The sequence below is a fragment of the Lacrimispora indolis DSM 755 genome, from assembly GCF_000526995.1.
GTDB classification, from domain to species: Bacteria; Bacillota; Clostridia; order Lachnospirales; family Lachnospiraceae; genus Lacrimispora; species Lacrimispora indolis.
Genome location: NZ_AZUI01000001.1, coordinates 5,028,690 through 5,054,484 on the forward strand (window position 1 = coordinate 5,028,690; position 25,795 = coordinate 5,054,484).

Genomic DNA, 25,795 nt, shown 5'->3' on the forward strand with positions numbered 1-25,795 from the left:
TTACATGAATCAAAAAACAAAACTGATCATTGGAATGATCATCGGCTTTTTTCTTTCCATCGGCCTGGACCAATGGACAAAACTTCTTGCAGTAAAGCATCTTATGAACCAGACACCCTTAGTCATATGGGATGGTGTATTTGAGCTTCTTTATTCTGAAAACCGTGGAGCAGCATTTGGAATGCTTCAGGGAAAACAGGTGTTTTTCCTGCTGGTGGCCTTGGCAGTGCTGTCAGGAGCGGCCTTTGCCGTCAGCCGCATGCCTGCTGACAGAAAATACCTGCCGCTGCACGTAATCGCCATGTTTTTGTCGGCAGGAGCCGTTGGGAACATGATCGACCGCTTTGTCAGAGGCTATGTGGTGGACTTTCTGTATTTTAAGCTGATCAATTTCCCTATTTTTAATGTTGCTGACTGCTATGTTACGGTTTCCATGTTCCTTTTTATGCTTTTGTTTCTGTTTTACTACAAAGAGGAAGACTTATCCTGTCTTTCCCTTCATAAAAAGGAGGAGCAGACTTGAAGCAAGAGTTTGTAGTCGCTCAGGAAGAAGCCGGTGTCCGGATAGACCGGTATTTATCTGACCGGTGCCAGGACATATCCCGTTCTTACCTTCAAAAGCTTTTAAAGGAGGAATCCGTGCTGGTTAAGGAAAAACCGGTAAAAAGCAATTATAAAGTGAATACAGGGGACCTGATCTCCCTGTCCCTTCCGGAAATAAAAGAACCGGAAATCCTGCCGGAGGAAATCCCCCTTGATGTCATCTATGAGGATAAGGATATCATTCTAATCAATAAGCCCAAGGGGATGGTGGTCCATCCCGCCGCAGGCCATTACAGCGGAACCCTGGTCAACGGACTCATGTCCCATTGCCGCAATGATTTATCGGGAATAAACGGAGTGATGCGCCCTGGAATCGTCCATAGGATCGATATGGATACTACCGGGGTTCTTATTGTATGTAAAAATGACATGGCTCACAATTCCATTTCTGAACAGCTGAAGGAACATTCCATTACAAGAAAATATGCGGCCATTGTCCACGGGAACTTAAAGGAGGATGAGGGTACCATCAATGCCCCCATCGGCCGTCATCCGGTGGACCGAAAAAAAATGAGCATCAATGAAAAAAACGGCAGAGAAGCAGTGACCCATTACCGTGTTCTGGAACGTTTTAAGCAGTTTACTTATATCCAATGCCAGCTTGAAACGGGGCGTACCCATCAGATCCGTGTTCATATGGCAAGCATTGGGCATCCCCTTTTAGGAGATTCTGTTTATGGACCTGCCAAGTGCCCGTTCCGCCTTACAGGGCAGACCCTTCATGCCGGCATACTTGGAATTATTCACCCCAGGACCGGAGAATACATGGAATTTACAGCCCCTCTTCCTGATTATTTTGAAGAATTATTAAGAATATTACGGACAACTTAACAGGTTAACCAAAAGATTTCTTCTTAAAAAACTGTTAAATTAAAATATAATTATAGATTTTTCAGAAACTTCGATGTATAATATAAGTATAAGATAACTGGAAGGAGCTGTCTATATGAGTGGAAATTTAGTGATTGCAATTGGAAGACAATGCGGAAGTTCTGGAAAAGTCATCGGACAGAAATTGGCAGAAGAACTGGGAATTAAGTGCTATGACAAGGAGCTCCTGGCACTTGCAGCAAAAAACAGCGGGTTATGCGAAGAATTATTCCAGACCCATGATGAAAAGCCAACCAACAGTTTTCTGTACTCCCTGGTGATGGATACATATTCCATGGGATTTACTACCTCCGGTTACATGGATATGCCAATTAATCATAAGATCTTTTTAGCACAGTTTGATACCATCAAACAGCTTGCAGATGAAGAATCCTGTGTAATCGTGGGAAGATGTGCTGATTATGCTCTGGCGGAATATCCCAATCTTGTATCCGTATTTATTACAGCCGATGAAGAAGACAAGATCAAGTCCTTAAAGGAGCTGTATCATGTGGATGATACAAAAGCAAAAGACATTATGGTCAAAACGGATAAAAAACGTTCCAGCTACTATAATTATTATTCCAATAAGAAGTGGGGAGACGTAAGAAGTTATGATTTATGTATTAACCGGAGCTCTATCGGTGTGGATGGGACCGTGAAGCTGATCCGCAATTTTGTAGATGCAAAGATGGAATGGAATAAAGCGCACAGGTAAGGAATGAATTATCATATAAAGCCTATATTATGGGAAGAAAAAAGCACTATATTATTTTCATTGAATCGGGAAAAGACGGACATTTCTGTGATATAACGGAAATGTCCGTTTTATGTATGAGACCTTTGTATGGAAATTTGTATTTCCTGTACAAAAAATTAAGATATGTAAAAAAATATTGTTGACATTGCACATGCTTTATGATACTGTTTGAATATACAAAATAATGTAAATTGATAAAGGTGAGTGATCCCATGAAAAACAAATGTATAGAATCGGGAAACCTATATCAGAAAATAGGTGTGGCAAAAAATTTGTTGGCACTGGATCTCATGTCCAGAAATGCAGGGGACCGGATTCTTCCTATCTCAGAATACCAGGATAAGTTCGGCGTATCCAGGGGGACTATTCAAAATGCATTTGCCTGTTTAAAGGAGTGTAATGCTGTAATTTTGGAAAATCATGGACATCAGGGAACCTGCATCAAAGAGATTGATTACAAAAAACTGCAGGAAAACTGCATGCGCAGGGAAATTCTCGGAATTATGCCCCTTCCCTATTCTGTGACTTACGAGGGCTTTGCTACGGCCATGTACCTCCAGTTCGCACCCCTCAACTTTAACATGGCTTATGCCAGAGGTGCGGTGGGGCGTATTGAACTGGTAGAATCGGGCACCTACCATTTTGCGGTTTGTTCCCAGTATGCGGCGGAACAATCCATAAAAGAAGGAAGGCAGATTGAGGTGGCTATAAACTTTGGTCCCGGAAGCTTTCTTTCCAGGCACGTACTTCTTTTATCAGATCCCAGATATGACAGCATTCAGGATGGCATGAGGGTAGCATATGACAGCAGCTCCATTGACCAAAGCTGCATTACCAGAAATATTATCCATGGCAAAAAGGTTACCCTGGTTCCCATCCGGACCCAGCAGACCGTTAACTCCTTGATGGCTGGAATCATAGATGCCGGTGTATGGAACTATGACGATATCCAGGAGCACAGCCACGAACAATTAAACGTAATATTTTTAGATGACTCCGATTATAACAATCTGTTTTCAACGGCTGTAATGGTTATCAGAAAAGAGGATGAGTATTTAAAAACCCTGCTGAAAAAGTATGTCAGCGTACCAAAGGTAGTGGATATTATCCGGGAAGTAAGAGAGAAAAAAAGAGAGCCCTATTTTTAAAGGGTGTCTTTTTATCGCAAAGTACAAAATAATGTATATTCAATCAAGGAGGGCATTCAATGGATTTAAGAGATATTTTAAACCAGCGTCTGGACATTCTGGAGGAGAACCATGTGATTTGCAAAAAAGTCGCGGATTATTCCAAAAGGGCAGTGGAACGGATCCTGGAAGAAAAGCCTGACACAGAGGAGGATAAGGCGGCAATGTTCATCACTCATCTGGCTATGGCAGGGCAAAGGGTTTTAGATGGAGTGGAGGAACACCCCTTGGATAACACACTGCTTGACGGGGTTAAAAAAGAGTTGGTTTACCAAAGGGCGGCAGAGTTAAAAGATGAGCTGTTAAAGGAAACGGATATTCGGTTCCCGGAAGCGGAGCAGGATTTCCTGACCGTTCATCTGTGCAATCTGCTCACATAATAAGGTATCAGGGCCGAATAGCCTTTATAAGAAAATGATACAAGGATAAAAGGAGGATAGCAGCAATGAAGATTGTGGTTGGTGGTCAGATTGACAAGGAAGAAATTGCCAAACTGGTGGCTCTGCAGATGAAAGGCAGGGCAGAGATCGAGATCAAAGGGGATCTAGATGCGGCACTAGGCGTAAAAAACGGGAAGTATGATTATTACGTTGGCGCCTGCAATACCGGCGGCGGCGGAGCACTGGCTATGGCTATGGCCATGCTGGGTTCCGGGCTCTGTTCTACGATTTCCATGCCAGGAAATGTAAAGAGCGGGGATTATATCAGAGAAGAGGTACAAAAGGGAAAAAAGGCATTTGGGTTTACAGCTCAGCACAAAGAAGAGGTACTTCCGGTTCTGCTGAAGGCGATTATTGAGAAAGAGGGGGTTTAACTAATATGAAATACATAGTTATTGCATTAATCGGAGCACTGGCTTCCGTTCTGTCCAATCAGGGGATCGCAGTATTTAATGACGGATTCCGGCCAATTGTGGGACAGTATTTTAACGGGGAAATCAGCCGGAAAGAACTGGCTGCCATGAGCTTTGCCATCAGTTTCGGCCTGGTCATCGGTTTTGGTATTCCCACATCCATTGCAGCCAGCATTATCCTGATCCATTGTCTGCTGCTGACTACCGATATCATCGGGTCTTTCTGTAATAACAGCAGGAACGGGATGATCCTTTCCGCTGTCATCGGAGCTGCTTATGGTTTGGCGATCCTGGCAGGTCTGGAGTTTGTTGTGAAATTGTTCAGCTATATGCCATATAACTTTACCAGTGACTTAGGAAGCGTTTCAGGATATGTAACGGTTGCATTTGCCGCGTTTCCGGCAGTTGGCATTGCTTATCAGCATGGATTTAAAAAGGGAATGACTGCAGGAACTGTAACCGTATTGGTATATTTTCTTGTAAAAAAATTCGGTACCTTTGCCATTGGTGCCGGCAAGGTTTCTTTAAATGCAGAAGGTATGGCAATGCTGGCAGGTATGATCATGATGATCCTTTATGCCGCTCAGCAGAAAGGAACGGAACATACCAATGAGGGGCTGACCCAGGGCTTTGAGGGAAATATTTTGCGCATCCGTAAAAACTGGCTGCTGCTGGCCATTATGGGAGGTCTGATTGCAGCGGGAACCAGCCTTTCCATTATTGCCGGCGACCCGGCTTCCCTGGCCCTTTTAGCCAGCCAGGAATACAGCAACGCAGGATTAACCGCACTGGCAAGAGCCATTGGTTTTATCCCTCTGGTATTTACTACCGCCATTGTTACAGGTGTGTACGGTGCGGCCGGCTGCACCTTTGTATTTGTAGTGGGACTGTTCCTCCATGGAAATCCGATCATTGCTTTTGTTCTGGGATTTGCAGTCATGGTGGCTGAGATCTTCCTTATTAATATTTTTGCAAAATACATGGATAAATTCCCGGGAGTCAAGGATATGGGAGAGTATGTGAGAACATCCATGAACAAGGTTCTGGAAATTTGTTTGCTGGCAGGCGGTATTGTTGCTGCAGAAAAAATGGCTGCCGCTTCTTCCGGATACACCGGAATAGGGGCATTGTTTGTAATCGGAGCCTTCCTGTTAAATAAGAAAGCGAAAAAGCCGATTGTAGATCTGGCTGTGGGCCCTGTGGCATGTATCATCTTCGGAGTATTGATGAACCTGCTTCTCATAATCGGCCTCATTGCAGTTCCGGCCCCCAAATAATCCGGGAATCGTTATGGAAAGAATAGAAACCTATGCAAAAAAAACATTTTTGGCACTTAAAAATCCTTATTGTACTGTAAACAAAGTCTATCCCCTGGTCATTGATCTGGTTGCCCCGGCTCTTCAGGAGCACGGGTTTGCATGGTATACCGGAATCAAGGATACCCCGGTCATTCCCGAAAAACTAAAAGTGAGTCTTAAAGAAAAGGGATTTCTGCCGCATACCGACGATAAAATGGCTTTGGGCGGAAGAGCGGTGGATTTACAGCTTATTAATCCCATTACAGGAAGATGGATGACCGGCTCCAGCAGCGGTACAGCCCTTAATGTATTTTATGGGATCAATGATGTTGGGATCGGAACAGACGGAGGCGGCAGTGTGCTGGCACCTGCCGCTGCCCTCAATCTTTTTGGCTTCATCTCTCCATTAATAGAACAGGAGCATACGAGGCTGTATTCAAAATCTTCCACGGACGGAATTCTGTTTTCTCCAAGCATTGGTGCCATTGCCAGGGATCTTCAAACCCTGGAACAGGTTTTGAATCCACTGCTTGGAATAAACATGGCAGAGGAATCCGTATACGGAGAGGACGGCTGGGAATGGAAAGTAATTCCCAGTGAAAGCCAGCCGGATATCTATGGCCGCCGGGAACCATTGATTGAATACTTAAACGGAATCTTAAGTCCAAATACCATCCTGATTTCAAAGGAAGGACCTGTAGATGTAAATTCCATGGGTGACAGCATTTACGGCCATTTTGATAAAGAAACAGAACAATGCCAGGCTCATTCAGGAAAAGGACTGATGCGGGTTGCCAACATGTGCGGAAAATCAGCACTGACCATTCCTGCAAGGGAATTAGGGTGTTGTACCGTTCTCATCTGTGAGAGCAAACCAGAGGACATCATAGCCATGTTCCAAAAGGCCAGGTCACTGACCTGCAAAGGATCACTGCTGATCCAGCGGTATTTTATGAATTTTGATATGTATTTCTAAAAAAGCAGGGCTTGATTCATTGGGAGGAGAAATATGGAAAAAGGTTATACCCTGATGCATGAACACATTACCATAGACCTATCAGGGGTCAAAAAGGACCAGGATTGCCGGCTGGACTGCTTTGAAGAAACAAAAGCAGAGCTTTGCGGCTTATATCAGCTTGGTGTCAGGCGCATTCTGGATGTGACCAACATGGGTATGGGAAGGAATCCGGAATATGTAAGACGGATGGAAAAAGCCACCGGCATTCGTATTTTGCAGTCCACCGGCTTTTATAAAGAGCCTTTTCTTCCGGATTTTGTGTATTCCATGTCTGAAATGGAGCTGGCAAAACTGGTGGAAAAGGAAGTGACGGAGGAAATTGAAGCTTCTGGAATCAAGGCAAGTGTCATAGGAGAATTTGGAACCAGCAAAGGAACCATGACGGAAATGGAAAAAAAAGTGTTTCATTCCATGGCTCTTGCGGCGGTACGTACCGGTGCAGTGGTCACCACCCATACCACTCTGGGAACCCTGGCTTTGGAGCAGGCGGAATACCTAAAAAAAGCAGGGGTAAAGCCGGAAAAAATCATCATCGGTCATTTAGACCTTTCCCAGGACTCAGATTACATTCTTTCGGTACTGAAGGAAGGCGTTAACATTGGATTTGATACTGTGGGAAAAAACAATTACTGTCCTGACCGGTTTCGTGCAGAAACATTAAAGCGGATCGCAAAAGAAGGATTTCTGGGACAGGTGGTATTGTCTATGGATATTACAAGAAAATCCCATCTAAAAAAATGGGGAGGTCTGGGTTACGCCTATCTGTTTGAAACCTTTCTTCCGCAGCTTTTAGAATATGGGTTATCTGAAGAACAAATTGATATGCTGCTCATTGACAATCCGGACCGGATTCTGAAATAAGGAGGCAGGAAATATGGAGACTTATCCCTTATCCAGCATCTCCGTGGAGGAGGCTGCCAGGCTGCAGTTTCAAGTGATTGATTGTATCACAAAAGAATTCAGCGGCCGTGAAATTTTAAACCGGGGAGATTTAGGTGTTGTTCCGGGACTTAATAAGCCAATCACCACAAAAAAGGCGGAGAGGGTGATTGCAGATTTATTTGATGGAGAGGCTTGTATCCTGGTGAGAGGAGCCGGAAGCGGTGCCATCCGGTTTGGGCTTCACAGCATGTTAAATCCGTGCGAAAAGATCCTGGTGCATAAGGCACCTGTTTACAACACCACCGCCACATCTTTGGAAATGCTGAATATTCCGGCCATAGAGGCTGATTTCAATGATCCGGGTGATATACGGCGGGTGATGAAAGAAAACAATGATATAAAAGGCGCCCTCATCCAATACACCCGGCAAAAGCCGGATGACCGCTACGATCTGACCCAGGTGGTAAAGACCATTAAGGAGTGCAGCGATATTCCCATATTGACTGATGACAACTACGCTGCCATGAAAGTAAAACGGATCGGCATCCAGTGTGGAGCTGACCTTTCCTGCTTTTCCTCATTTAAGCTGTTGGGGCCGGAGGGCGTAGGCGTTATTGTGGGGAAGGCATGTTATATTGAAAAGCTTGTGAAAGAAAGCTATTCCGGAGGCATGCAGGTTCAGGGCCATGAAGCCCTGGATGTACTCCATGGCCTTGTTTATGCGCCTGTGTCCCTGGCCATCCAGGCCCAGGTAAATGAAGAATGTGTAAAGCGTTTGAATGCAGGTGAAATTCCTCATGTAAAACAGGCATTTCTTGCCAATGCCCAGTCAAAGGTACTGTTGGTGGAGTTTTATGAGAACATTGCTGAAAAGGTTCTTATTGAAGCCGAAAAGCTGGGGGCAGCGCCGAATCCGGTTGGTGCGGAATCAAAATATGAGCTGGTTCCTATGTTTTACAGGATATCAGGTACTTTCCGCAATGCGGATCCAGCACTGGAAAAACGCATGATCCGCATAAATCCCATGCGTTCCGGGACGGATACCATTTTACGCATTATAAATGAAGCAATAGAAAGAGTGATATAAATGTTTTTAGAACAGACCATAAAACGAAACCCGGAACTGATCAAAGTGGCTTTTGACCTTCATCAAAACGGCCAGATCCAGCCGGACTCTTATGTGATAGACGTAGATACCTTTCTGGAAAATGCCTCTTTTATGTTAAAAGAGGCAAAGGAAAAGGAGATCCGGCTGTTTTTTATGCTGAAGCAGGCTGGAAGAAATGCCTATCTGGCAAGAAAACTGGTAGAGCTGGGTTACGAAGGTGCCGTTGTGGTGGATTATAAGGAAGCCAGAGTGATGATGGATCACCGGATCCCAATCGCAAATGCCGGACATCTGGTGCAGATTCCTACCGCTCAGATAGAGGCGTTGGTGGCATACAGACCACGGATGATCACAGTTTATTCCGAGGAAAAGATCAGCCAGATCCATGAGGCGGCAAAGAAACTGGGACTTTTGCAGGAGATCGTTCTTCGTGTTTATGGCGATCAGGATACGATCTACTCTGGACAGACAGCAGGGTTCCACCTTGAAGAATTAAAAGATCTGGCAGAGCGTGTCAAAACCAGGTATCCTTGTGTAAGGATCGCAGGTGTTACGTCTTTTCCCTGTTTCTTATATGATGAAACTTCCCATGACTTAATCCCCACCAAAAATATGGAGACTGTGAATCAGGCGGCAGGGCTTTTAAAGGAGCAGGGATTGCATTTATCCATTATCAATACGCCTTCCGCTTCCTGTACCTACACGCTTAATAAGATCAGGGAGCTGGGAGGTAACTGCGCCGAGCCGGGCCATGGCCTGACAGGAACCACTCCCATGCATGCGGACCATATGCTGGCGGAAGTTCCCTGTGTCACTTATGTAAGTGAAATATCCCACAATTTTAATGGGCAGGCTTATTGTTACGGCGGCGGCCATTACAGGCGGTCCCATGTAAAATCAGCCCTGGTTGGGACTGGTCTGGAAAATTCCACGGCAATGGGAGTGATTCCCCCTTCCGATGACAGCATTGATTATCATTTTGGCCTGACAAAAGAAGGAAATGTAGGTAATACGGTCATTATGGCTTTCCGTTACCAGATCTTTGTTACCCGGTCAGATGTGGTGCTGGTGGAAGGGCTGAAAAAGAAAAAACCCAGAATCGTTGGAATATATGACAGCATGGGGAGAAAGATTGAAACATAAATTTTCATACCTGTTTCATTCACTTAGGAGGCAAATTTTGAAAAAAAGATTGATTGTCATTGTTTTAGATGGATTCGGTATCGGAGCCATGGAGGATGCAAGGCTGTCCAGGCCGGAGGATGAAAAAGCCAATACCCTTAGGAGCATTTTAAGGGACCACCCTGATTTAAAGCTTCCGGCACTGGAAAGGCTGGGACTTATGAATGCCTATGGGGAGGAGAGTGCCTTTATGAAATTCTCACCTGAGGCTAACTTCGGAAGCTGCGAACTCATGCATTTTGGGGCAGACACATTTATGGGCCATCAGGAAATTATGGGAACCCTTCCCAAAAAACCGGAAGTCCATCCCTTTCAGGAAAAAGCAGAAGAAGTAAAAGCACATCTGGAGGCAAATGGACATCAGGTACAATTCATAGAACGGCAGGGACTGCGCTATCTGCTGGTAGATCACTGCGTGACTGTAGCCGATAATCTGGAAGCTGACTTAGGGATGTGTTATAACGTAACGGCGCCCCTGGATCTGATCTCCTTTGAAGAGGAATATGCCATAGCCAGAAAGGTAAGGGAAGTGGTAACCGTAGGCCGGGTGATCGTCTTTGGCGGAACCGGAAATACCATGGAAGACCTTTGGAATGCTGAGGAAGTAAAGCAGGGCCGTTTCATCGGCATTGCATCTGCAAAATCCAAATCCTACGAACAAGGCTACCAGTGCAGGCATTTGGGGTATGGAGTGGATCAGAAGGTACAGGCACCTACGATTCTGACAAAAGCAGGTTTTGACTGCACTCTGATTGGAAAAGTAGCGGATATTGTATTAAACGATGGAGGTTTGAGTATTTCCTGCGTACCGACTCAGGAAGTGATGGATTTAACGCTTCGGGAAACAAAAGCCTTGAATCATGGATTTTTATGTACCAATGTGCAGGAGACAGACCTGGCCGGACATTCCCAGTCCACTACGACTTACAAAAAGATTCTGGAAATCGCAGATCAGGGAATCACCAGACTCTTACCTGTGCTGTCTTCCCAGGACATTCTGGTAATCATGGCTGATCACGGAAATGACCCCAATATCGGTCACAGCAAGCACACCAGGGAACGTGTCCCCCTTCTGGTTTATAAAAAAGGTATTACAGGAAGAAGTCTGGGAAGGAGAAAAACCTTGTCAGACATTGGTGCAACTGTTTGTGATTATTTTAACACAAATCCTCCGGAAAACGGCAAATCCTTTTTATCATTATTAAAAGAGTGAAGTTTTGAAACTAAAGCTTATAGAATCCAGATTTGCATCGCAGACCCTTGCGTCTGCGGCGGACAGGAAAGTTCAGAGAACTTTTCTATAAGATAAAAACAGGAGGGAAACAGCCTTTGCCGTTTCCTTCCTGTTTTTTTCTTTCCCGGCGAAATTACTCAACAGTCACAGACTTAGCCAGATTCCTGGGCTGATCCACATCTAAGTTCTTTCCCACAGAAGCATAATATGCAATAAGCTGCAGGACAACCACTATGGGGAATACCGTAAACCTGTCGCCTATTTCCGGAATATTGATCTGAGCATCAGCGATCCCAGGCTCAACCTTTGATCGTTCCTTTGTCAGCAAAATCACAAATGCGCCTCTTGCCTTTACTTCCCGGATGTTGGAAATGGTTTTTGAAAAAATCTTTTCCTGGGTTGCAATGGCAATAACAGGAACCTGATCCGTAATAAGAGCAATGGTTCCGTGTTTTAATTCCCCGGCGGCATAGGCTTCCGCATGAATATAGGAAATCTCCTTTAACTTCAAGGCACCTTCCAGAGAAAATGCGTAATCCAGTCCCCGCCCGATGAAAAAGGCATCCGGCTCATTGATCAAGTGGGTCACCAAAGCCTTTACTTCATCTCTTTTTTCAATCATGGCCTCCATGGCCGGTATGGCATCAAGGAGCTTTTTTATAAAATCCTCGGCTTCTTCATGGCTATATTTCCCTCGGACAAAGGCCATCCGGCAGCATACCATGTAAAGGGCAGCCAGCTGTACAGAATATGCCTTAGTGCTGGCAACTGCAATTTCCGGTCCTGCATGGGTGTAAAGGACATAGTCGCTTTCCCTGGCAATGGTGGAGCCTTTTACATTGACAACAGAAAGAGTGGCAGCGCCGAAGGCTTTTGCAAGCCGCAAGGCAGCCAGGGTGTCGATGGTTTCCCCTGACTGGGATATGATGATTACCAGGGTTTTGTCATCAATAAGGGGTTCCTCATAACGGAACTCGGAAGCAATGGAAACTGTAACAGGAATCCTCAGTAACGGTTCCATAAGAGCCCTGGCCACCATCCCTGCATGCATGGCAGTTCCGCATGCCACGATGTGAACCTGGCTGCACTGTTCTAACACGGAATCCGGAATGCCGTCATCGCCAAAATCCGGAAGCCCTTTAACCAGACGGGGCAATATGGTGTTTTTAAGAGCCTCCGGCTGTTCGTGGATCTCTTTCAGCATGAAATGAGGGAATCCGTTCTTCATGGCGGCATCCATGTTCCAGTTTACCTCCATGATCTCAGGAACTTCTTCCTGCCGTTTTAAGTTGTAAAGGTGGACCTTGTAGGAGGTAAGCTTCACAATATGATCTTCTGGAACCACAAAATACTGCCTGGTATAAGGAATGAGAGCAGTTAGATCCGATGCGACAAAAGAACCGGACCGGGTATAGGCTACTACCAGCGGGCTGACGTTTCGGATGGCATAAATCTCACCGGGATGATCCTCAAACATCACACAAAAGCTGTAAGAACCCTTTAAATAAGAAACAAATTTTGAAATGGCTTCCACAGGATCTCCCTGGTAAATGCTTTCCAAAACCCAGGCAGCCACTTCGCTGTCGGTTTCGGAACGAAGTTTTCCTTGCAGATGAAAGTCAAGGGTCAGCTGGTGATAATTTTCTATAATGCCGTTATGAACCAGGGTGACCCGTCCGGCCTGATGGGGATGAGTATTCTGGGTTGTCACACCTCCGTGTGTTGCCCATCTGGTGTGCCCAAGCCCGCAATGGGACACTGTTGTGATTTTTTTACATTCTTCCTTTAAATTAGATACTTTTCCTGTATGTCTGACCAGGCGTATATGGGAATTCTCCATAAAAAGGGCAACGCCTGCGCTGTCGTAACCCCGGTATTCCAGCTGGGACAATCCATCAATCAATATCTTTTTAGAGTCTAAAGGTCCGGTATATCCTATAATTCCACACATAATTTCGTAATCTCCTTATATATTCGTTTTAGTTTTGCTCTTGTCCTTAAAAAATGGCAGACAAAAAGTAAGCTGTCTGGCCTCAATTTTAAAAAACGGCAGCTTTTGTCCATTATCACATCCAATTATATCTCCGGTTCCAACGTGTTTGTTTTGCAGTTACCCGCATATTTCACGTAAGATACACGCCCGGAGGGGCATGGAAGGGCATCCGCCGAAAATTCGATAACCCTTCACCTCGTCAACCTTTGATACCATTTTTCCTAGAAAAATGTTCACGATCGTATCAACAGGTGCATGGCGCTTAGCTTTGCTATTGATATTTATGCCTCCTTCATAAATCTAGTTTATTATATCCTGTGATCGTTTGTGCGTCAATACCATGATTTACATTCATTTTACGAAAAGTTCCTTTTTCATTTTACATGGCTTCTATAAAATGAGATTAAGATATGCAGAAAGGAACAAAAGTTGATGGCAAGTTTGTCTTTTGTAAATGTATGTAAAACCTATAAAAATGGCCAGACCGTTGTAAAGGATTTTAATCTTGATATCAAAGACCGGGAATTTTTGATCCTGGTAGGCCCATCCGGCTGCGGAAAGTCCACAACGCTGCGTATGATAGCAGGGCTTGAAGATATTTCTTCCGGGGAATTATGGATAGACGGTCAGCTTATGAATATGACAAGCCCTCAAAGCAGGGATTTATCCATGGTATTCCAGTCATATGCCCTTTACCCCCACTTGTCAGTTTACCAGAACATGGCCTTTGGATTACAGGTTCACAAGGTTCCAAAGGAAGAAATAGATAAAAGAGTCAGCCGTGCGGCAGAAATCCTTCATATCAGCCATTTGCTTGACCGGAAGCCTTCTGCCCTTTCAGGAGGGCAGAAGCAGCGGGTTGCCATTGGAAGCGTGATTGTCCGCCAGCCAAAAGCCTATTTGATGGATGAACCCTTATCCAACTTAGACGCAAAGCTGCGGGCTCAGATGCGGGTGGAGCTTGCCAAAATACACAGGGAACTGGGGGCGACCATCATTTACGTCACCCATGACCAGGTAGAGGCAATGACTCTTGGCACCAGGATCGTAGTCATGAACAGCGGAGTGATCCAGCAGGCAGCATCTCCAAATGACCTTTACCAGAATCCCGTCAATAAATTTGTGGCAGGCTTTATCGGTTCCCCATCCATGAACTTCATGCCGGTCTGGGTAGCGGGTCGAGAGGGGAGGATCTGCCTGGAATTCAGTAAAAACAGGCTCTTTGTCAATGGAAACTGTGCAAAACGGCTGGTGGAAGGCGGCTATGTGGGAAGGCGTGTCTACTTAGGGATCCGGCCAGAGGATTTCCATGAATCCGGACCGGAAGAAGAGAAGCTTCTTTTAAACGTGGAAATGAAAGAGGTTCTTGGTGCTGAAGTGCTTTTTTATGGCAGGATCGGAAGGGCAGAGGTATGTACACGGTTAACCCCCAATGTTAAGGCAGAACCAGGCGGGAGTTTGCCTGTTTACGCGGATATGGACCGGATCAGGCTCTTCGATATGGATACAGAACAAAATATTTTATACGTTTAGGAGTTTTCTTATGAACATAAAAACAATTGTGAAGAAAGCAGGGCCTTATGTTTATATGGTCCCGGCTATGATAATATTTGCAGTATTCCTGTTTTTCCCGTTTTTCAAGACTATATATTTAAGTCTCTACAAGACCAATAAAATGGGGCAGGCTAAGCTTTTTGTCGGTTTGTTAAACTACAAGGACCTTTTAAATTCCCGGTCTTTTTTCAACAGCCTTCTGGTTACGGCAATTTTTGTTCTTATCGTTGTGTCGGTGAGCATGCTTTTAGGGCTCATTGCCGCAGTTCTTTGCAGCAAAACCTTTCCAGGGATCCGGATATTCAGCACCGCTTACGCCCTTCCAATGGCAATTGCTTCCAGCTCTGCAGCCATGATATTTAAAATTATGCTTCACCCTTCCATTGGTATCGTAAATAAGCTTCTGGGATTTCATATAAACTGGATCAGCGATCCCAAGTATGCCCTGGCCTGTGTGGCCCTTCTGACTGCCTGGCTGAACAGCGGAATCAACTTTCTTTATTTCAGCGCCGGGTTAAGCAACATTGATGAGACCATTTATGAAAGGGCTTCTGTGGATGGGGCAAATGGCCTTCAGAAATTTTTCCGCCTGACTCTTCCAGGCTTAAGCCCTATCATGTTTTACACCCTGGTAGTCAATATCATTCAGGCATTCCAGTCCTTTGGACAGGTTAAGGTTCTGACTCAGGGCGGACCTGGAGAATCTACAAACTTGATCGTTTATTCGATTTACCGGGATGCCTTTTTCAACTACCGTTTTGGCAGCGCAGCCGCCCAGTCCGTGTTGTTGTTCGTCATAATAATGATTCTCACCTTATGTATGTTCCATCTGGAAAAGAAGGGGGTAAGCTATTGATGGAATCCGTCATTACTGCAGCAGTCAAAGATATGGACCGGGATGAGCTGGAAAAACTGAAGCGGTCCGCCAGCCAGAAAGCCATTTTCCGCAGGAGAGCGGGAAAGCTGGCTTTGGTGATCGTAAACCTGGCTGTATCCGTTTTTATTCTGCTTCCGCTTTTGTATGCGGTCAGCATTGCACTCATGCCCTCCAGCGAGCTGTTCACAACAGAGATGAACTTAATCCCCGATCATTCAACCCTTGAGAATTTCCGTCAGGCAATGGTTAAAATCCCCTTAAACCGGTTTATCGTCAATTCCTTTTTTGTGGCAGGCTGCATTACCTTCGGGCAGATCCTGTCCTGTTCCCTGGCTGCATTTTCTTTCTCATTTCTGGATTTTAAGGGAAAAAACCTTCTGTTTATGATTGTCATGGCCACCATGATGATCCCGGGAGAGGCCACCATCATCTCAAATTACTTAACCGTAAGCGGATTAAAATGGCTTGACAGCTATAAGGTGTTGATTATCCCTTATCTCACCTCAGCTATGGGAATTTTCCTTTTCCGTCAGTTTTATAAATCCTTTCCCATTTCCCTATTTGAATCGGCAAGGATTGACGGCTGCTCCAACTTAAGATTCATTTACAGCATCCTGATCCCGCTTACCAAATCAGCCATCGGGGCCATGGCCGTCTATACCTTTATCAATGCCTGGAACATGTACATGTGGCCCTTGCTGGTCACCGGCTCTGACCGCATGAGAACGGTTCAGATCGGGATCGGCATGTTAGACAGCGTGGACTCTCAGTCCATATCCATGATGATCGCAGGGGTTGTCATGATCATCATTCCATCCATCTCTGTTTTCATTGCAGGGCAGAGGCAATTGATCAGGGGAATGTTCTCAGGTGCAGTCAAAGGCTGACCTGGTTCAGAGGCATGATTTTCTCGGCGGAAGAAAGTAAAGTGCGCTTAAGCTTAGAAAGTCAGCCGTTCGATGAGCCAACAGGCGAATCGGATTTCATAAAGAAAAAATAAATTTTGGAGGAAAGAAGATGAAGAAAAGAGTACTTGCCATGAGTATGGCGGTCATGATGGCAGCGGGAGCGCTGTCCGGTTGCGCCAGTCAGACAGGAACAGAAACCAGCAGCGGCGGTTCGTCCGAAGCACAACCCCAGACAACTGCAGCCCAGACAGCGGAAACCACCGTCAGTCCGAAAGGCACCACCATAACCTTCTGGCATTCCATGGGCGGCGTAAACGGGGAAGCCATTGATACACTTGTAAATAATTTCAATAAAGAAAACACTTCCGGCATTACCGTAGAGGCCCAGTACCAGGGAAGCTATGACGATGCCATCAACAAGCTGAAAAGTGCTCAGATTGGCAGCATGGGCGCTGATCTGGTACAGATTTACGACATTGGCACCCGCTTTATGATCGATTCCGGCTGGGTCATTCCCATGCAGGAGCTGATCGATGCGGATCAATGGGATTTAAGCCAGGTTGAGCCAAACATTGCTGCCTATTACACAGTAAGCGGCACCTTGTATTCCATGCCTTTTAACTCTTCAACGCCCATCCTTTATTATAACAAGGATATTTTTAATAAGGCAGGCATTACGGAAATCCCTGACAGCCTTCCGGGCATTGAAAAGATCGGTGATGATCTCATCAACAAGGGCGGAGCAGGAGAGGTGATCTCATTAGGCATATACGGCTGGTTCTTTGAACAGTTTACCTGCAAGCAGCAGGCACAGTACGCTGATAACGGAAACGGAAGAGAGGCAGCGGCAACGGCTGTGGATTTTGATAAAAACGGAGCCGGTGCCAAGACCCTGACAGCGTGGAAGGACTTATCAGACAAAGGGTATGCTCCCAATGTGGGACGGGGCGGAGATGCGGGACTTGCCGATTTCAGTGCAGGCAAGGCAGCCATGACTCTGGGATCCACCGCCTCACTAAAGCAGATATTAAATGATGTAAACGGCAAATTTGAAGTGGGGACCGCATATTTTCCAAAAGTGAGTGACGACGATAAAGGAGGTGTTTCCATTGGCGGAGGTTCCTTATGGGCATTGAATAATGAGGACCAAGAAAAACAGCAGGCTGTATGGGAATTTGTAAAATTCCTTGTTTCCCCGGAAAGCCAGGCCTACTGGAATTCCCAGACCGGTTATTTTCCTGTTACGGTTGCCGCTCACGATGAAGCTGTATTCAAGGATAACATTGCAAAATACCCCCAGTTTAAAACAGCCATTGACCAGCTTCATGATTCCACACCTCAGTCCGCAGGAGCGCTTCTCAGCATATTCCCTGAAGCAAGGCAGATCGTGGAAACAGAGATCGAAAACATGATCAACAACAAAGGCACCCCGGAAGATGCAGTTGCAAAGATGGCAGATAGCATTAATAAGTCCATTGAAGACTATAATCTTATTAACAACTAAATAGCAATTTAGAAAGGATATTGACAGATGAGAACAAAGGTTTGGGCTCACAGAGGCGCTTCTGCTTATGCGCCGGAAAATACGCTGGAGGCTTTTGAACTGGCCATCAGGCAGAAAGCCGATGGAATTGAACTGGATATACAGATGACAAAGGATGGAAAACTGGCCGTAATACACGATGAAACCATTGACCGCCTCTGGGATGGAAGCGGTTATGTAAAGGATTTCACCATGGAAGAGCTGAAAGCCTTTCGCTGCGGCAGGCTCTGGCCGGAATTTAACAGCTCAGCCATTCCGGAGCTGAGAGAGGTATTGGCGCTTGTAAAACCTTCCGGTCTCACTGTCAATATTGAACTGAAAACAGGAGTTTTCCGTTACAAGGGAATTGAGAAAGAAGCATTAAAGCAGGTAAAAAAAGCCGGAATGGAGGAGCGGGTCATCTATTCCTCCTTCCATCACCCCAGCATCATAAAGGTGAAGAAATTAGATCACAAGGCTCTGACAGGTCTACTTTTCTCGGACGGTTTTATCAATGTACCGGCTTATGCAAAATTAATAGGGGCAGACGCACTTCATCCGTCCTTAAACCACCTCCGGTCCAAGAAGCTGGTCAGGAAAGCGAAGAAAAAGAAGCTTCCCCTTCACGTATGGACCGTAAATGACAAAGACATGATGGAATACCTTGCAGATCAGGAGATCGAAGTCATAATTACCGATTATCCTGACATTGCAAAAGAAATTGTAGATAAGAAAGGAAAATTACATGATACGATTAGTAGCATCTGACATGGATGGAACTCTTTTAAACCGATTTGGAAAGATATCCTCCTTAAACATTGCCGCCATTGAAGCTCTCAGGCGGAAAAATATCAATTTTGTAGTCTGCACAGGCAGAAGCTTTGCAGACGCTTCCCTGCCCTTAAAAGAAGCCGGAATTTCCTGCGATATCATCTGCATGAACGGCGCCGCCGTTTTTGACAGCAGAGGGAGGCAGATGCGGAAACAGCCTCTGTTAAAAAAACAGGTTAACCGCATACTCAGCATTTGCCGTCCATTTTCGGTTCTTTATGATTTTATGACAGAAGAGGGAAGCTGCACCACCTCCACCATGGAAGAATTCCGTAAAAGCTTTGAGGATAAGATTTTTCTTCCAATGGTTTCTGATGAGCATACGTATGAATCAATTGTACAGCGGTTTCATTTCACCACAGAAGAAGTGATTCTGGGTTCTTCCTGGGATATTTATAAAATGTCTGTTGTCCATGAAGATCCGGAAGTCTTAAAACAGATTCGCTTTTCCCTGGAAATGGAGGAAGGGATCTCCGTTGCTTCATCCGCTCCCTCCAATTTGGAACTGACCCATATAAGGGCGCAGAAGGGGTCCGCCCTTATGGAATATGCGGCAAACACTGAAGTCCGCCCCAGGGAAATCCTTGCAATGGGGGACAGTGAAAACGATCTTTCCATGCTGAACCTTCCCTTAGGATATACCATTGCCATGGGCAATGCTACGGAACTGATTAAACGCAAAGCACGTCTCATAACCAGAAGCAACGACGAAGATGGAGTTGCTGTTGCAATAGACGCCCTGATCCTCTCTGAAGCAGCCGCTGTCTATTGATTCTTTCACCAATCTTAATAAACTATTAAATCTTTCTCTCTGTATTTTGGCCGCTGATTATGCTATAGTTCTATTCTATAAAAATATTACGGGAACGATAGCAGATGAATTTGAAAAAACCGGTCAGAGTACAGATTTTAGCCGCCATGTTTATGGCTCTTACGGGAGTGTGCCTTTGCACATATTCCCAATCTTACCCTTCACCTTACGATAAACTGAAGATCATACCTGCAGCAGAAACCATCCTTCCGGTAAAAGCCGAATTAATGGAAACTCCAGCAGAAACGGCAACAGCAGCAGAAGCACCTGCTCCTTTTGTCCCTTCTCTTGATGCATTTAATCTTGCATTTCTTTATGGAGAAGGAGACAGCCAGGAAAAAAGCCTGGGAACAGAAGCGGCAGAAGCCCTTTCCCGCAGGGAATCGGATTGGCTGGCTTCCATTTACCAACTGGCCAATGAAAGCCCTGAGCAGGTTGCTTTAAGCCTGGGAATGACCGCAGGCCAATTAAAGGGGCTTTCTTTTAACAAAATCCATATCACCTTTTACGATGAAAACGGAAGATCCATTTCTCCTCAGTCCAATATTCAGGAAATTATGGCAATGGCCAATACATATTTTTATTATACAGCACCGGAGGATTATGATGCTTTTTTAGATTATGCCCTTAAGCTGTGGGAAAGCTCTCACAGCTTCCAATATTCCATCAGCGATATTTATGATTGCGGCGGTTCCCTGGAGGAAAAGCCTGCTGCAGTCCAATCAGAGCAAACAGCCACGCCTGCCCAGGCAGATATGGAAGAGATTCCCCAATCCTCTGCCGTACCGGAGACCGCCTCAGACAGTTCAGATGCTTCCAGTGATACTCAAGAGGCCAAAGGAACAGAACCTGCAAAGGAAATCGGCCCTGGCATCGCACTTAGGGAAGCTGCCGCTGCGGCTGCAGAAGCTGAAGGGGAAACTCCCGCAGAGACAGAAGCGCCCTTGCCTTCCACCTGTCCCGGACATGTGGATCTTCATGTTAAAGCGGTGATTGCAGGGCTTTCCGATTCCAAGAAAGGATTATTTTCCCTTGATTCCCTTGGGAATGAAACAACGGAAGGGAGCAGCTGGAAGGGATGGACGGAGGAAAACAAAGCCTGTACTTTTGAACTTGCAAAACAGGACTGGACAGAACGCTATGGTTTCACTCTTTCCCCTTCATTTATTACAAATCCTCTTTCCTATGAGGAAATTGACAGTTACATGAGCCGCCTTCCTGAGAATCTTTCAGAAGACCGGAAAAAACTGATCCGTTATGCATTGTCTTCCGTGGGAAGAGTTCCTTATTACTGGGGCGGAAAACCGTCATCTGCAGGCTATGATAAAAACTCTTTCGGCTCCCTGATATCACCGGATGAAAAAGGCCGTTCTATGAAAGGGCTGGACTGTTCCGGCTGGATCAGCTGGGTATACTGGTCCGCTCTTAACAAGCGTTTGTCCTGTGAGAGCACAGGAGGCCTGGCTTCCTGCGGAACCCCCACTCAGAGAAATGACTTACAGCCAGGCGATATCATTTTAAAGACAGGAGACGACGCCCATGTGGTCATGTTTTTCTGCTGGGAAAGCAACGGAAATATGACAGTGATCCACGAGTCCAGCGCATTGGTTAATAATGTTACGATTTCAACCATGGATGCAAACTGGCCGTACTGCAGAAAGCTGATTGACTGATAAAATTAAGAGAAAAGCAAGAAATTTCAGTCTGGTTTCTGATAGAATAGATAGGATCTGCCAAAGAAAATATTGGAAAGGATTGAATATTCGGTCATGGATTATGAGGATGAATTAGACCGCATGCGGGCCCGCAAAAAGCGGGAGGGCAGCAAAAAAAACGGAAGTGCAGACAGAGCGCAGTCCGGGGAAAGAAAGCATCAGCCGCATACGGTAAAAGGGGACAGGACCTATTATAGTACAGGTGATGGAAGAAACCCACGTGTCCGCTATAACGGGCCGCAAAAAAATGCCAAACATAAGGCGGATAAAAAGCGGAAGCGTAAACATAAGCAGAGAGTAATACTGGTGGAGCTTGCAGTTCTGGCTCTGGTACTGCTTGCCGGATTTTTCCTGTTTCGCCAGCGCACCCATCAGAAAGGATTTTGGACCATTGCCGTTTTCGGTGTGGATTCCAGAGACGGAACTCTGGAAAAGGGCGCCTTATCTGATGTGGAAATGATCTGTAACATTGATAAAGCTACGGGCGAAATAAAACTGGTATCGGTTTACAGGGATACATATTTAAAGATCAACAGCAAAGGAACCTATCACAAGATCAATGAGGCTTATTTTAAAGGCGGCCATAAACAGGCAGTTGATGCGCTAAATGAAAATCTGGATCTTAACATAGACGATTATGCCACATTTAACTGGAAAGCCGTTGCCGATGCCATTAATATTCTTGGCGGAGTCGACTTGGAAATTACGGATTCAGAATTCGCCTATATCAACGGTTTTATTACTGAAACTGTTAATTCCACGGGAATCGGCTCTTATCAGTTAAAAAAGGCCGGAATGAACCATTTGGATGGGGTACAAGCTGTGGCCTATGCCAGACTCCGCCTTATGGATACGGATTTTAACAGGACGGAGCGGCAGCGTAAGGTGGTGAACCTTGCCATGGAGAAAGCGAAAAAGGCTGATTTCGGCACCCTCAGCACCCTGGTTTCTACCGTATTTCCACAAATATCTACCAGCATCGGTATGAACGATGTCCTGTCCATAGCAAAGGGCATCAGCAAATACCATATAGGAGAAACAGCCGGTTTCCCATTTTCACGGACCACCATGAAGATCGGAAGGATGGATTGCGTTATTCCCTCCACATTGGAGAGCAATGTCGTCCAGCTTCATCAGTTCCTGTATAACAAAGAGGATTATTCACCGTCTTCAGCTGTAAAAAAGATAAGCGAAAAAATCTCTCAGGAAAGCGGCATCACAGAACCTGGAAAGAATGCTCCATCCGGCGGAAATTCAGGCGGCAAGAAAAAAGGTGATTCTTCTGCTCCAAAGGAGACTGCACCTGCACAAACAGAGGCTGCCACAGAAGAAAGTGTGAAAGAGACCACAGAAGAAAGTACAAAAGAAACAATTCCGGAAACAACGGAGCAGGAGGAAACGGAAGTCCCAACAAACGATGACGGAAGCCTGATCGGACCTGGAGCCAATATAAAGGAAACAAAGGAAGAGAAGAAACCGGAGAAAAAAACAGAAAAGGAAACAGAAAAGGAAATAAAAACAAGAGAAGAACCCGGAGAAAGTGCGGAAGAGCAGTCTGGTCCGGGAGCTGGAGGTGAGATCGGTCCAGGAGTATAGGGTGCTGTGTCCGATTCTATAATTATATAAAAATGAGATCAAGGCAGCGAAATTGCAGGTAGCCTTGATCTCATTTTTTAATGGAAAATAAGTTTAAGGGGCTGCAAGACGATTCAGCAGCATAATATATTGACATTTATCGATTTGAAAATTATAATAGCTATTTAGTAACCAAATTAGGGAGAGAAAAATCATGAATTCATCCATAGCAAACTGGAAGCGAAATTTTTATACGATATGGTCCGGCCAGGCCATTTCTCAATTTTCAAGCTCTGTTCTCCAATTCGCGATTGTATGGTATTTGACTGATAAGACCGGTTCTGCTTTGATTTTATCCGCTGCAATGATGGCAGGGTTCCTGCCGCAGGGAGTTTTAGGCCCTTTCATAGGTGTATTTATTGACCGCTATAATAGAAAGATTATTATGATTGCGTCTGACCTGCTCATTGCTTCAGCCGGTTTTGCCATGATCGTTGCGGAGCAGACGGGGGGTTTGTCAACAGAACTTATTTTATTCGTTTTACTGATTCGCTCCATCGGTTCTGCCTTTCACACTCCTTGTCTTCAGGCAGCAACTCCACAGATTGTTCCGGAGGACCAACTTACAAGGTGTTCCGGATACTCTCAGGCTCTGGAATCTGTTTCTCAATTATCTGGTCCGGCCTTAGCGGCAGTTCTCTATCAGTCATGGAGCTTAAGCGGTACCATTTTCCTTGATGTCATTGGAGCATTGATTGCAGTATTCACCTTGGTAATATCAGAAATCCCCAAATTAAATCACAATGAAAATGCAGAAAAAATACATATTTTAAGTGAAGCAAAAGAAGGCTTACAAATACTTTATACAAGAAAAGGAATGCTGGGCTTAGTGTTGATAAGTACGCTTTATACTTTGGCGTTGATGCCGGCCAGTGCATTGTTTCCGCTAATGAGTATGTCTTACTTTAATGGAACCAGTACAAATGCAAGTGTAGTTGAAATTGTATTTTCTGTTGGTCTGCTTATCGGCTCTTTGATCTTAGGCAGATGGGGCGGAACTAAAAATAGAATTTATACGATTATTGGTTCTTTTCTGCTCATGAGTTTTAGTTTGTTTGTGTCCGGATTTTTACTGCCGGAAGACTTTTTTGTCTTTGCTGTCTGCTCCTTTTTAATGGGAATATCCGGTCCGTTTTATTGGGGAATGTATACCCCATTGCTGCAAAGTAACTTTGAAGCGAAGTATTTAGGCCGGATCATGTCCCTTTCTGCCAGCATCCGGTTAATAAGCGGTCCAATAGGCCTTTCCGTTTCCGGAGTTTTTGCAGAGAAATACGGGGTTGAAAAGTGGTTTCTGATTGCTGGGGCGCTGGTACTGATTGCCTCATCCCTATGTCTTGTCCTGCCGTCAGTGAGGAATTGTGATATAAATCAGTAAAATTCTTAAGTGACAGCAAATCCATAAAGACCTATGCCGCAGCTTTGGCCGGGCATTAAAATTCAAGGTAATCCCGGATATTCTTTGTTTCATGGTCTTCATATTTAACGATATTTCCTTCCCAGGTTCTCAGCTGAACATAGCCTGGCCCCCGGGAAACAATGTAATTGGGAAAGATCGGCGTTTTTCCTTGTCCCATGGGAGCATTTACTATAAACGTGGGAATTGCCATGCCCGAAGTATAGCCCCGTAAGTATTCCATGATCTCTATGCCGTCTTCAATGGATGTATTAAAATGAGCGGTTCCCTGAACATGCTTTGCATGAAAGATGTAGTAAGGCCTTACCCTGCATTTGAGCAGTTCATGATTGAGCACTCGCATGATGTACTTATCATTGTTGATTCCATTTAACAATACAGCCTGATTTCCCAGAACGATTCCGGAGTCAGCCAGTTTTTCACATGCCGCTTTTGATGCCTCGGTAATCTCTATGGGATGATTGAAATGAGTATTAATATAGATCGGATGATATTTTTTTAACATGGAGCATAATTGATCCGTGATCCTTTGAGGCATGGTCACCAGGCACCTGGTACCCAGGCGGATATAATCAACATGGGAAATCTCTTTCAGCTGCTTTATCATCCACTCAAGGTACTCATCAGAAAGACAAAGCGCATCCCCTCCGGTGATCAGCACATCTCTGATTTCTTCATTTTCTCTTATATAATCAATGGATTCCTGAATCATTTTACGGGACCCATGGACATCTTTCTCTCCAATATTCCTTCTTCTCTGGCAATGTCTGCAGTACATGGCACACTCATTGGTCACATTAATAATTAACCGGTCCGGATAACGTCTCGTGATACTGCCTGCCGGATTTGTATATTCTTCGCCCATGGGATCAAGGTCGGTGTAGGAATCATCCAATTCACTATAGGTTGGAATTGATAATAACCGTATAGGGTCATATCTGTCATCCGGGTCAGCTAAACTTAAATAATACGGAGATACAGCCCATCTGAATTTTTTCTCAACTTCTTTAATGCGCACTTTTTCTTCTTCACTTATGTTAATGATCTTGCTAATGGTTTCAATATCCGTTATTCTATGGGCAAGCTGCCACTGATAATTATTCCAGTTTTCTTCCGTGGCATCCAATATCTCTAATATTTTGGCTTTCCTTTTAACGAACTTTTCTTCCATATCCATTCCCTTTGGAATCCCCTTCCGGGCCTCTAAAAAATCTTCGATCCTTCCTTTTAATTCCTCTGCCCTTTCAATTGATACCTGTCGTTTTTTGTTTTTTTCCATTTGATTTCTCCTTACATATTTTATTCATTCCGTGAAAAACAAACTTCCAGCGGTTATTTTTACAATGAAAAACGAAAGCTTCTTTCTATTAACGAAACAAACAGCGGTTTGTTTAAACTTTATTATAAAATCTTATATGGGATGATTGGGCAAACATCTTTTAAAATGTTCCGGTAAGTCCGCAGCTTTATGGGCCAATCAGCCTGACCGTGCCTTCGCCTGCCGGAAAATGAACAATTATCAATATTTACAAATTTA

At 44.9% G+C, this 25,795-nt stretch carries 23 protein-coding genes; 21 read left to right on the forward strand and 2 right to left on the reverse strand.

Annotated elements, in window-relative coordinates:
* The first annotated feature begins 4 nt into the window (after positions 1 to 4).
* The 12 genes from lspA to K401_RS0124535 all read left to right on the forward strand — a co-directional run bounded on the left by lspA (position 5) and on the right by K401_RS0124535 (position 10,974).
* Positions 5 to 523, forward strand: coding sequence for a signal peptidase II (gene lspA, locus K401_RS0124475; RefSeq protein ID WP_024295419.1), 519 nt, complete (start codon positions 5 to 7; stop codon positions 521 to 523).
* Positions 520 to 1,434, forward strand: a complete 915-nt coding sequence (locus K401_RS0124480) for an RluA family pseudouridine synthase (RefSeq protein ID WP_024295420.1) — start codon at positions 520 to 522, stop codon at positions 1,432 to 1,434. Before lspA ends, K401_RS0124480 begins: the two co-directional genes overlap by 4 nt.
* 115 nt (positions 1,435 to 1,549) lie before the next feature.
* Positions 1,550 to 2,191 carry a cytidylate kinase-like family protein gene (locus K401_RS0124485; protein ID WP_024295421.1) on the forward strand — a complete coding sequence of 214 codons (642 nt, stop codon included), beginning with the start codon at positions 1,550 to 1,552 and terminating at the stop codon, positions 2,189 to 2,191.
* A gap of 254 nt (positions 2,192 to 2,445) precedes the next feature.
* Entirely contained in the window at positions 2,446 to 3,381 is a 936-nt protein-coding gene (gene yhfZ, locus K401_RS0124495; RefSeq protein WP_024295422.1) for a GntR family transcriptional regulator YhfZ, read from the forward strand.
* A gap of 59 nt (positions 3,382 to 3,440) precedes the next feature.
* Positions 3,441 to 3,800, forward strand: coding sequence for a PRD domain-containing protein (locus tag K401_RS0124500; RefSeq protein WP_024295423.1), 360 nt, complete (start codon positions 3,441 to 3,443; stop codon positions 3,798 to 3,800).
* Between the two features lie 65 nt (positions 3,801 to 3,865).
* Positions 3,866 to 4,234 carry a DUF2620 domain-containing protein gene (locus tag K401_RS0124505; protein WP_024295424.1) on the forward strand — a complete coding sequence of 123 codons (369 nt, stop codon included), beginning with the start codon at positions 3,866 to 3,868 and terminating at the stop codon, positions 4,232 to 4,234.
* 5 nt (positions 4,235 to 4,239) lie between these two features.
* Positions 4,240 to 5,550 (forward strand): YhfT family protein, encoded by a 1,311-nt coding sequence (locus K401_RS0124510; RefSeq protein ID WP_024295425.1) that lies wholly within the window; start codon positions 4,240 to 4,242, stop codon positions 5,548 to 5,550.
* Positions 5,551 to 5,563: 13 nt separating this feature from the next.
* Positions 5,564 to 6,547 (forward strand): amidase family protein, encoded by a 984-nt coding sequence (locus tag K401_RS0124515; protein WP_029695253.1) that lies wholly within the window; start codon positions 5,564 to 5,566, stop codon positions 6,545 to 6,547.
* 33 nt (positions 6,548 to 6,580) lie between these two features.
* Positions 6,581 to 7,450 carry a phosphotriesterase family protein gene (locus tag K401_RS0124520; RefSeq protein WP_024295427.1) on the forward strand — a complete coding sequence of 290 codons (870 nt, stop codon included), beginning with the start codon at positions 6,581 to 6,583 and terminating at the stop codon, positions 7,448 to 7,450.
* Positions 7,451 to 7,463: 13 nt separating this feature from the next.
* Positions 7,464 to 8,558 (forward strand): aminotransferase class V-fold PLP-dependent enzyme, encoded by a 1,095-nt coding sequence (locus tag K401_RS0124525; protein WP_024295428.1) that lies wholly within the window; start codon positions 7,464 to 7,466, stop codon positions 8,556 to 8,558.
* Entirely contained in the window at positions 8,559 to 9,722 is a 1,164-nt protein-coding gene (locus tag K401_RS0124530; protein ID WP_024295429.1) for a YhfX family PLP-dependent enzyme, read from the forward strand.
* A gap of 37 nt (positions 9,723 to 9,759) precedes the next feature.
* A complete protein-coding gene (locus K401_RS0124535) occupies positions 9,760 to 10,974 on the forward strand; it encodes a phosphopentomutase (RefSeq protein WP_024295430.1) in 1,215 nt (404 codons plus the stop codon).
* Between the two features lie 154 nt (positions 10,975 to 11,128).
* Here the strand turns inward: K401_RS0124535 and glmS are convergent, their stop codons facing one another.
* Positions 11,129 to 12,946, reverse strand: coding sequence for a glutamine--fructose-6-phosphate transaminase (isomerizing) (glmS, locus tag K401_RS0124540; RefSeq protein WP_024295431.1), 1,818 nt, complete (start codon positions 12,944 to 12,946; stop codon positions 11,129 to 11,131).
* Between the two features lie 474 nt (positions 12,947 to 13,420).
* On the opposite strand from glmS, the gene K401_RS0124545 reads away from it, so the two are divergent.
* The 9 genes from K401_RS0124545 (at position 13,421) to K401_RS0124585 (ending at position 24,219) form a co-directional block, all read left to right on the forward strand.
* On the forward strand, positions 13,421 to 14,521 hold the full coding sequence (locus K401_RS0124545) for an ABC transporter ATP-binding protein (RefSeq protein ID WP_024295432.1): 1,101 nt from the start codon (positions 13,421 to 13,423) through the stop codon (positions 14,519 to 14,521).
* 10 nt (positions 14,522 to 14,531) lie between these two features.
* Positions 14,532 to 15,398: a carbohydrate ABC transporter permease gene (locus K401_RS0124550; protein ID WP_024295433.1), complete on the forward strand. Its 867-nt coding sequence runs from the start codon at positions 14,532 to 14,534 to the stop codon at positions 15,396 to 15,398.
* Positions 15,398 to 16,306 carry a carbohydrate ABC transporter permease gene (locus K401_RS0124555; protein WP_024295434.1) on the forward strand — a complete coding sequence of 303 codons (909 nt, stop codon included), beginning with the start codon at positions 15,398 to 15,400 and terminating at the stop codon, positions 16,304 to 16,306. Before K401_RS0124550 ends, K401_RS0124555 begins: the two co-directional genes overlap by 1 nt.
* 130 nt (positions 16,307 to 16,436) lie before the next feature.
* Positions 16,437 to 17,831 (forward strand): ABC transporter substrate-binding protein, encoded by a 1,395-nt coding sequence (locus K401_RS0124560; RefSeq protein WP_024295435.1) that lies wholly within the window; start codon positions 16,437 to 16,439, stop codon positions 17,829 to 17,831.
* A gap of 27 nt (positions 17,832 to 17,858) precedes the next feature.
* Entirely contained in the window at positions 17,859 to 18,617 is a 759-nt protein-coding gene (locus K401_RS0124565; protein ID WP_024295436.1) for a glycerophosphodiester phosphodiesterase, read from the forward strand.
* Positions 18,595 to 19,452 (forward strand): Cof-type HAD-IIB family hydrolase, encoded by an 858-nt coding sequence (locus K401_RS0124570; protein ID WP_024295437.1) that lies wholly within the window; start codon positions 18,595 to 18,597, stop codon positions 19,450 to 19,452. Before K401_RS0124565 ends, K401_RS0124570 begins: the two co-directional genes overlap by 23 nt.
* Before the next feature lie 104 nt (positions 19,453 to 19,556).
* Positions 19,557 to 21,164 carry a C40 family peptidase gene (locus K401_RS0124575; RefSeq protein WP_024295438.1) on the forward strand — a complete coding sequence of 536 codons (1,608 nt, stop codon included), beginning with the start codon at positions 19,557 to 19,559 and terminating at the stop codon, positions 21,162 to 21,164.
* Positions 21,165 to 21,260: 96 nt separating this feature from the next.
* A complete protein-coding gene (locus K401_RS0124580; RefSeq protein WP_024295439.1) occupies positions 21,261 to 22,802 on the forward strand; it encodes an LCP family protein in 1,542 nt (513 codons plus the stop codon).
* A gap of 193 nt (positions 22,803 to 22,995) precedes the next feature.
* Positions 22,996 to 24,219 carry an MFS transporter gene (locus tag K401_RS0124585; protein WP_027352324.1) on the forward strand — a complete coding sequence of 408 codons (1,224 nt, stop codon included), beginning with the start codon at positions 22,996 to 22,998 and terminating at the stop codon, positions 24,217 to 24,219.
* 55 nt (positions 24,220 to 24,274) lie between these two features.
* On the opposite strand, the gene eam is transcribed toward K401_RS0124585, so the two are convergent.
* Positions 24,275 to 25,537, reverse strand: a complete 1,263-nt coding sequence (eam, locus tag K401_RS0124590) for a glutamate 2,3-aminomutase (protein ID WP_024295440.1) — start codon at positions 25,535 to 25,537, stop codon at positions 24,275 to 24,277.
* Positions 25,538 to 25,795 lie beyond the last annotated feature (258 nt).

What these genes read in the sequence shown, in the direction of transcription:
- lspA (WP_024295419.1), top strand. Translation starts at nt 5, where the DNA reads ATGAATCAAAAAACAAAACTGATCATTGGAATGATCATCGGCTTTTTT.
- K401_RS0124485 (WP_024295421.1), top strand. Translation starts at nt 1,550, where the DNA reads ATGAGTGGAAATTTAGTGATTGCAATTGGAAGACAATGCGGAAGTTCT.
- yhfZ (WP_024295422.1), top strand. Translation starts at nt 2,446, where the DNA reads ATGAAAAACAAATGTATAGAATCGGGAAACCTATATCAGAAAATAGGT.
- K401_RS0124500 (WP_024295423.1), top strand. Translation starts at nt 3,441, where the DNA reads ATGGATTTAAGAGATATTTTAAACCAGCGTCTGGACATTCTGGAGGAG.
- K401_RS0124505 (WP_024295424.1), top strand. Translation starts at nt 3,866, where the DNA reads ATGAAGATTGTGGTTGGTGGTCAGATTGACAAGGAAGAAATTGCCAAA.
- K401_RS0124510 (WP_024295425.1), top strand. Translation starts at nt 4,240, where the DNA reads ATGAAATACATAGTTATTGCATTAATCGGAGCACTGGCTTCCGTTCTG.
- K401_RS0124515 (WP_029695253.1), top strand. Translation starts at nt 5,564, where the DNA reads ATGGAAAGAATAGAAACCTATGCAAAAAAAACATTTTTGGCACTTAAA.
- K401_RS0124520 (WP_024295427.1), top strand. Translation starts at nt 6,581, where the DNA reads ATGGAAAAAGGTTATACCCTGATGCATGAACACATTACCATAGACCTA.
- K401_RS0124525 (WP_024295428.1), top strand. Translation starts at nt 7,464, where the DNA reads ATGGAGACTTATCCCTTATCCAGCATCTCCGTGGAGGAGGCTGCCAGG.
- K401_RS0124530 (WP_024295429.1), top strand. Translation starts at nt 8,559, where the DNA reads ATGTTTTTAGAACAGACCATAAAACGAAACCCGGAACTGATCAAAGTG.
- glmS (WP_024295431.1), bottom strand. Translation starts at nt 12,946, where the DNA reads ATGTGTGGAATTATAGGATATACCGGACCTTTAGACTCTAAAAAGATA.
- K401_RS0124545 (WP_024295432.1), top strand. Translation starts at nt 13,421, where the DNA reads ATGGCAAGTTTGTCTTTTGTAAATGTATGTAAAACCTATAAAAATGGC.
- K401_RS0124550 (WP_024295433.1), top strand. Translation starts at nt 14,532, where the DNA reads ATGAACATAAAAACAATTGTGAAGAAAGCAGGGCCTTATGTTTATATG.
- K401_RS0124555 (WP_024295434.1), top strand. Translation starts at nt 15,398, where the DNA reads ATGGAATCCGTCATTACTGCAGCAGTCAAAGATATGGACCGGGATGAG.
- K401_RS0124560 (WP_024295435.1), top strand. Translation starts at nt 16,437, where the DNA reads ATGAAGAAAAGAGTACTTGCCATGAGTATGGCGGTCATGATGGCAGCG.
- K401_RS0124565 (WP_024295436.1), top strand. Translation starts at nt 17,859, where the DNA reads ATGAGAACAAAGGTTTGGGCTCACAGAGGCGCTTCTGCTTATGCGCCG.
- K401_RS0124570 (WP_024295437.1), top strand. Translation starts at nt 18,595, where the DNA reads ATGATACGATTAGTAGCATCTGACATGGATGGAACTCTTTTAAACCGA.
- K401_RS0124575 (WP_024295438.1), top strand. Translation starts at nt 19,557, where the DNA reads ATGAATTTGAAAAAACCGGTCAGAGTACAGATTTTAGCCGCCATGTTT.
- K401_RS0124580 (WP_024295439.1), top strand. Translation starts at nt 21,261, where the DNA reads ATGGATTATGAGGATGAATTAGACCGCATGCGGGCCCGCAAAAAGCGG.
- K401_RS0124585 (WP_027352324.1), top strand. Translation starts at nt 22,996, where the DNA reads ATGAATTCATCCATAGCAAACTGGAAGCGAAATTTTTATACGATATGG.
- eam (WP_024295440.1), bottom strand. Translation starts at nt 25,537, where the DNA reads ATGGAAAAAAACAAAAAACGACAGGTATCAATTGAAAGGGCAGAGGAA.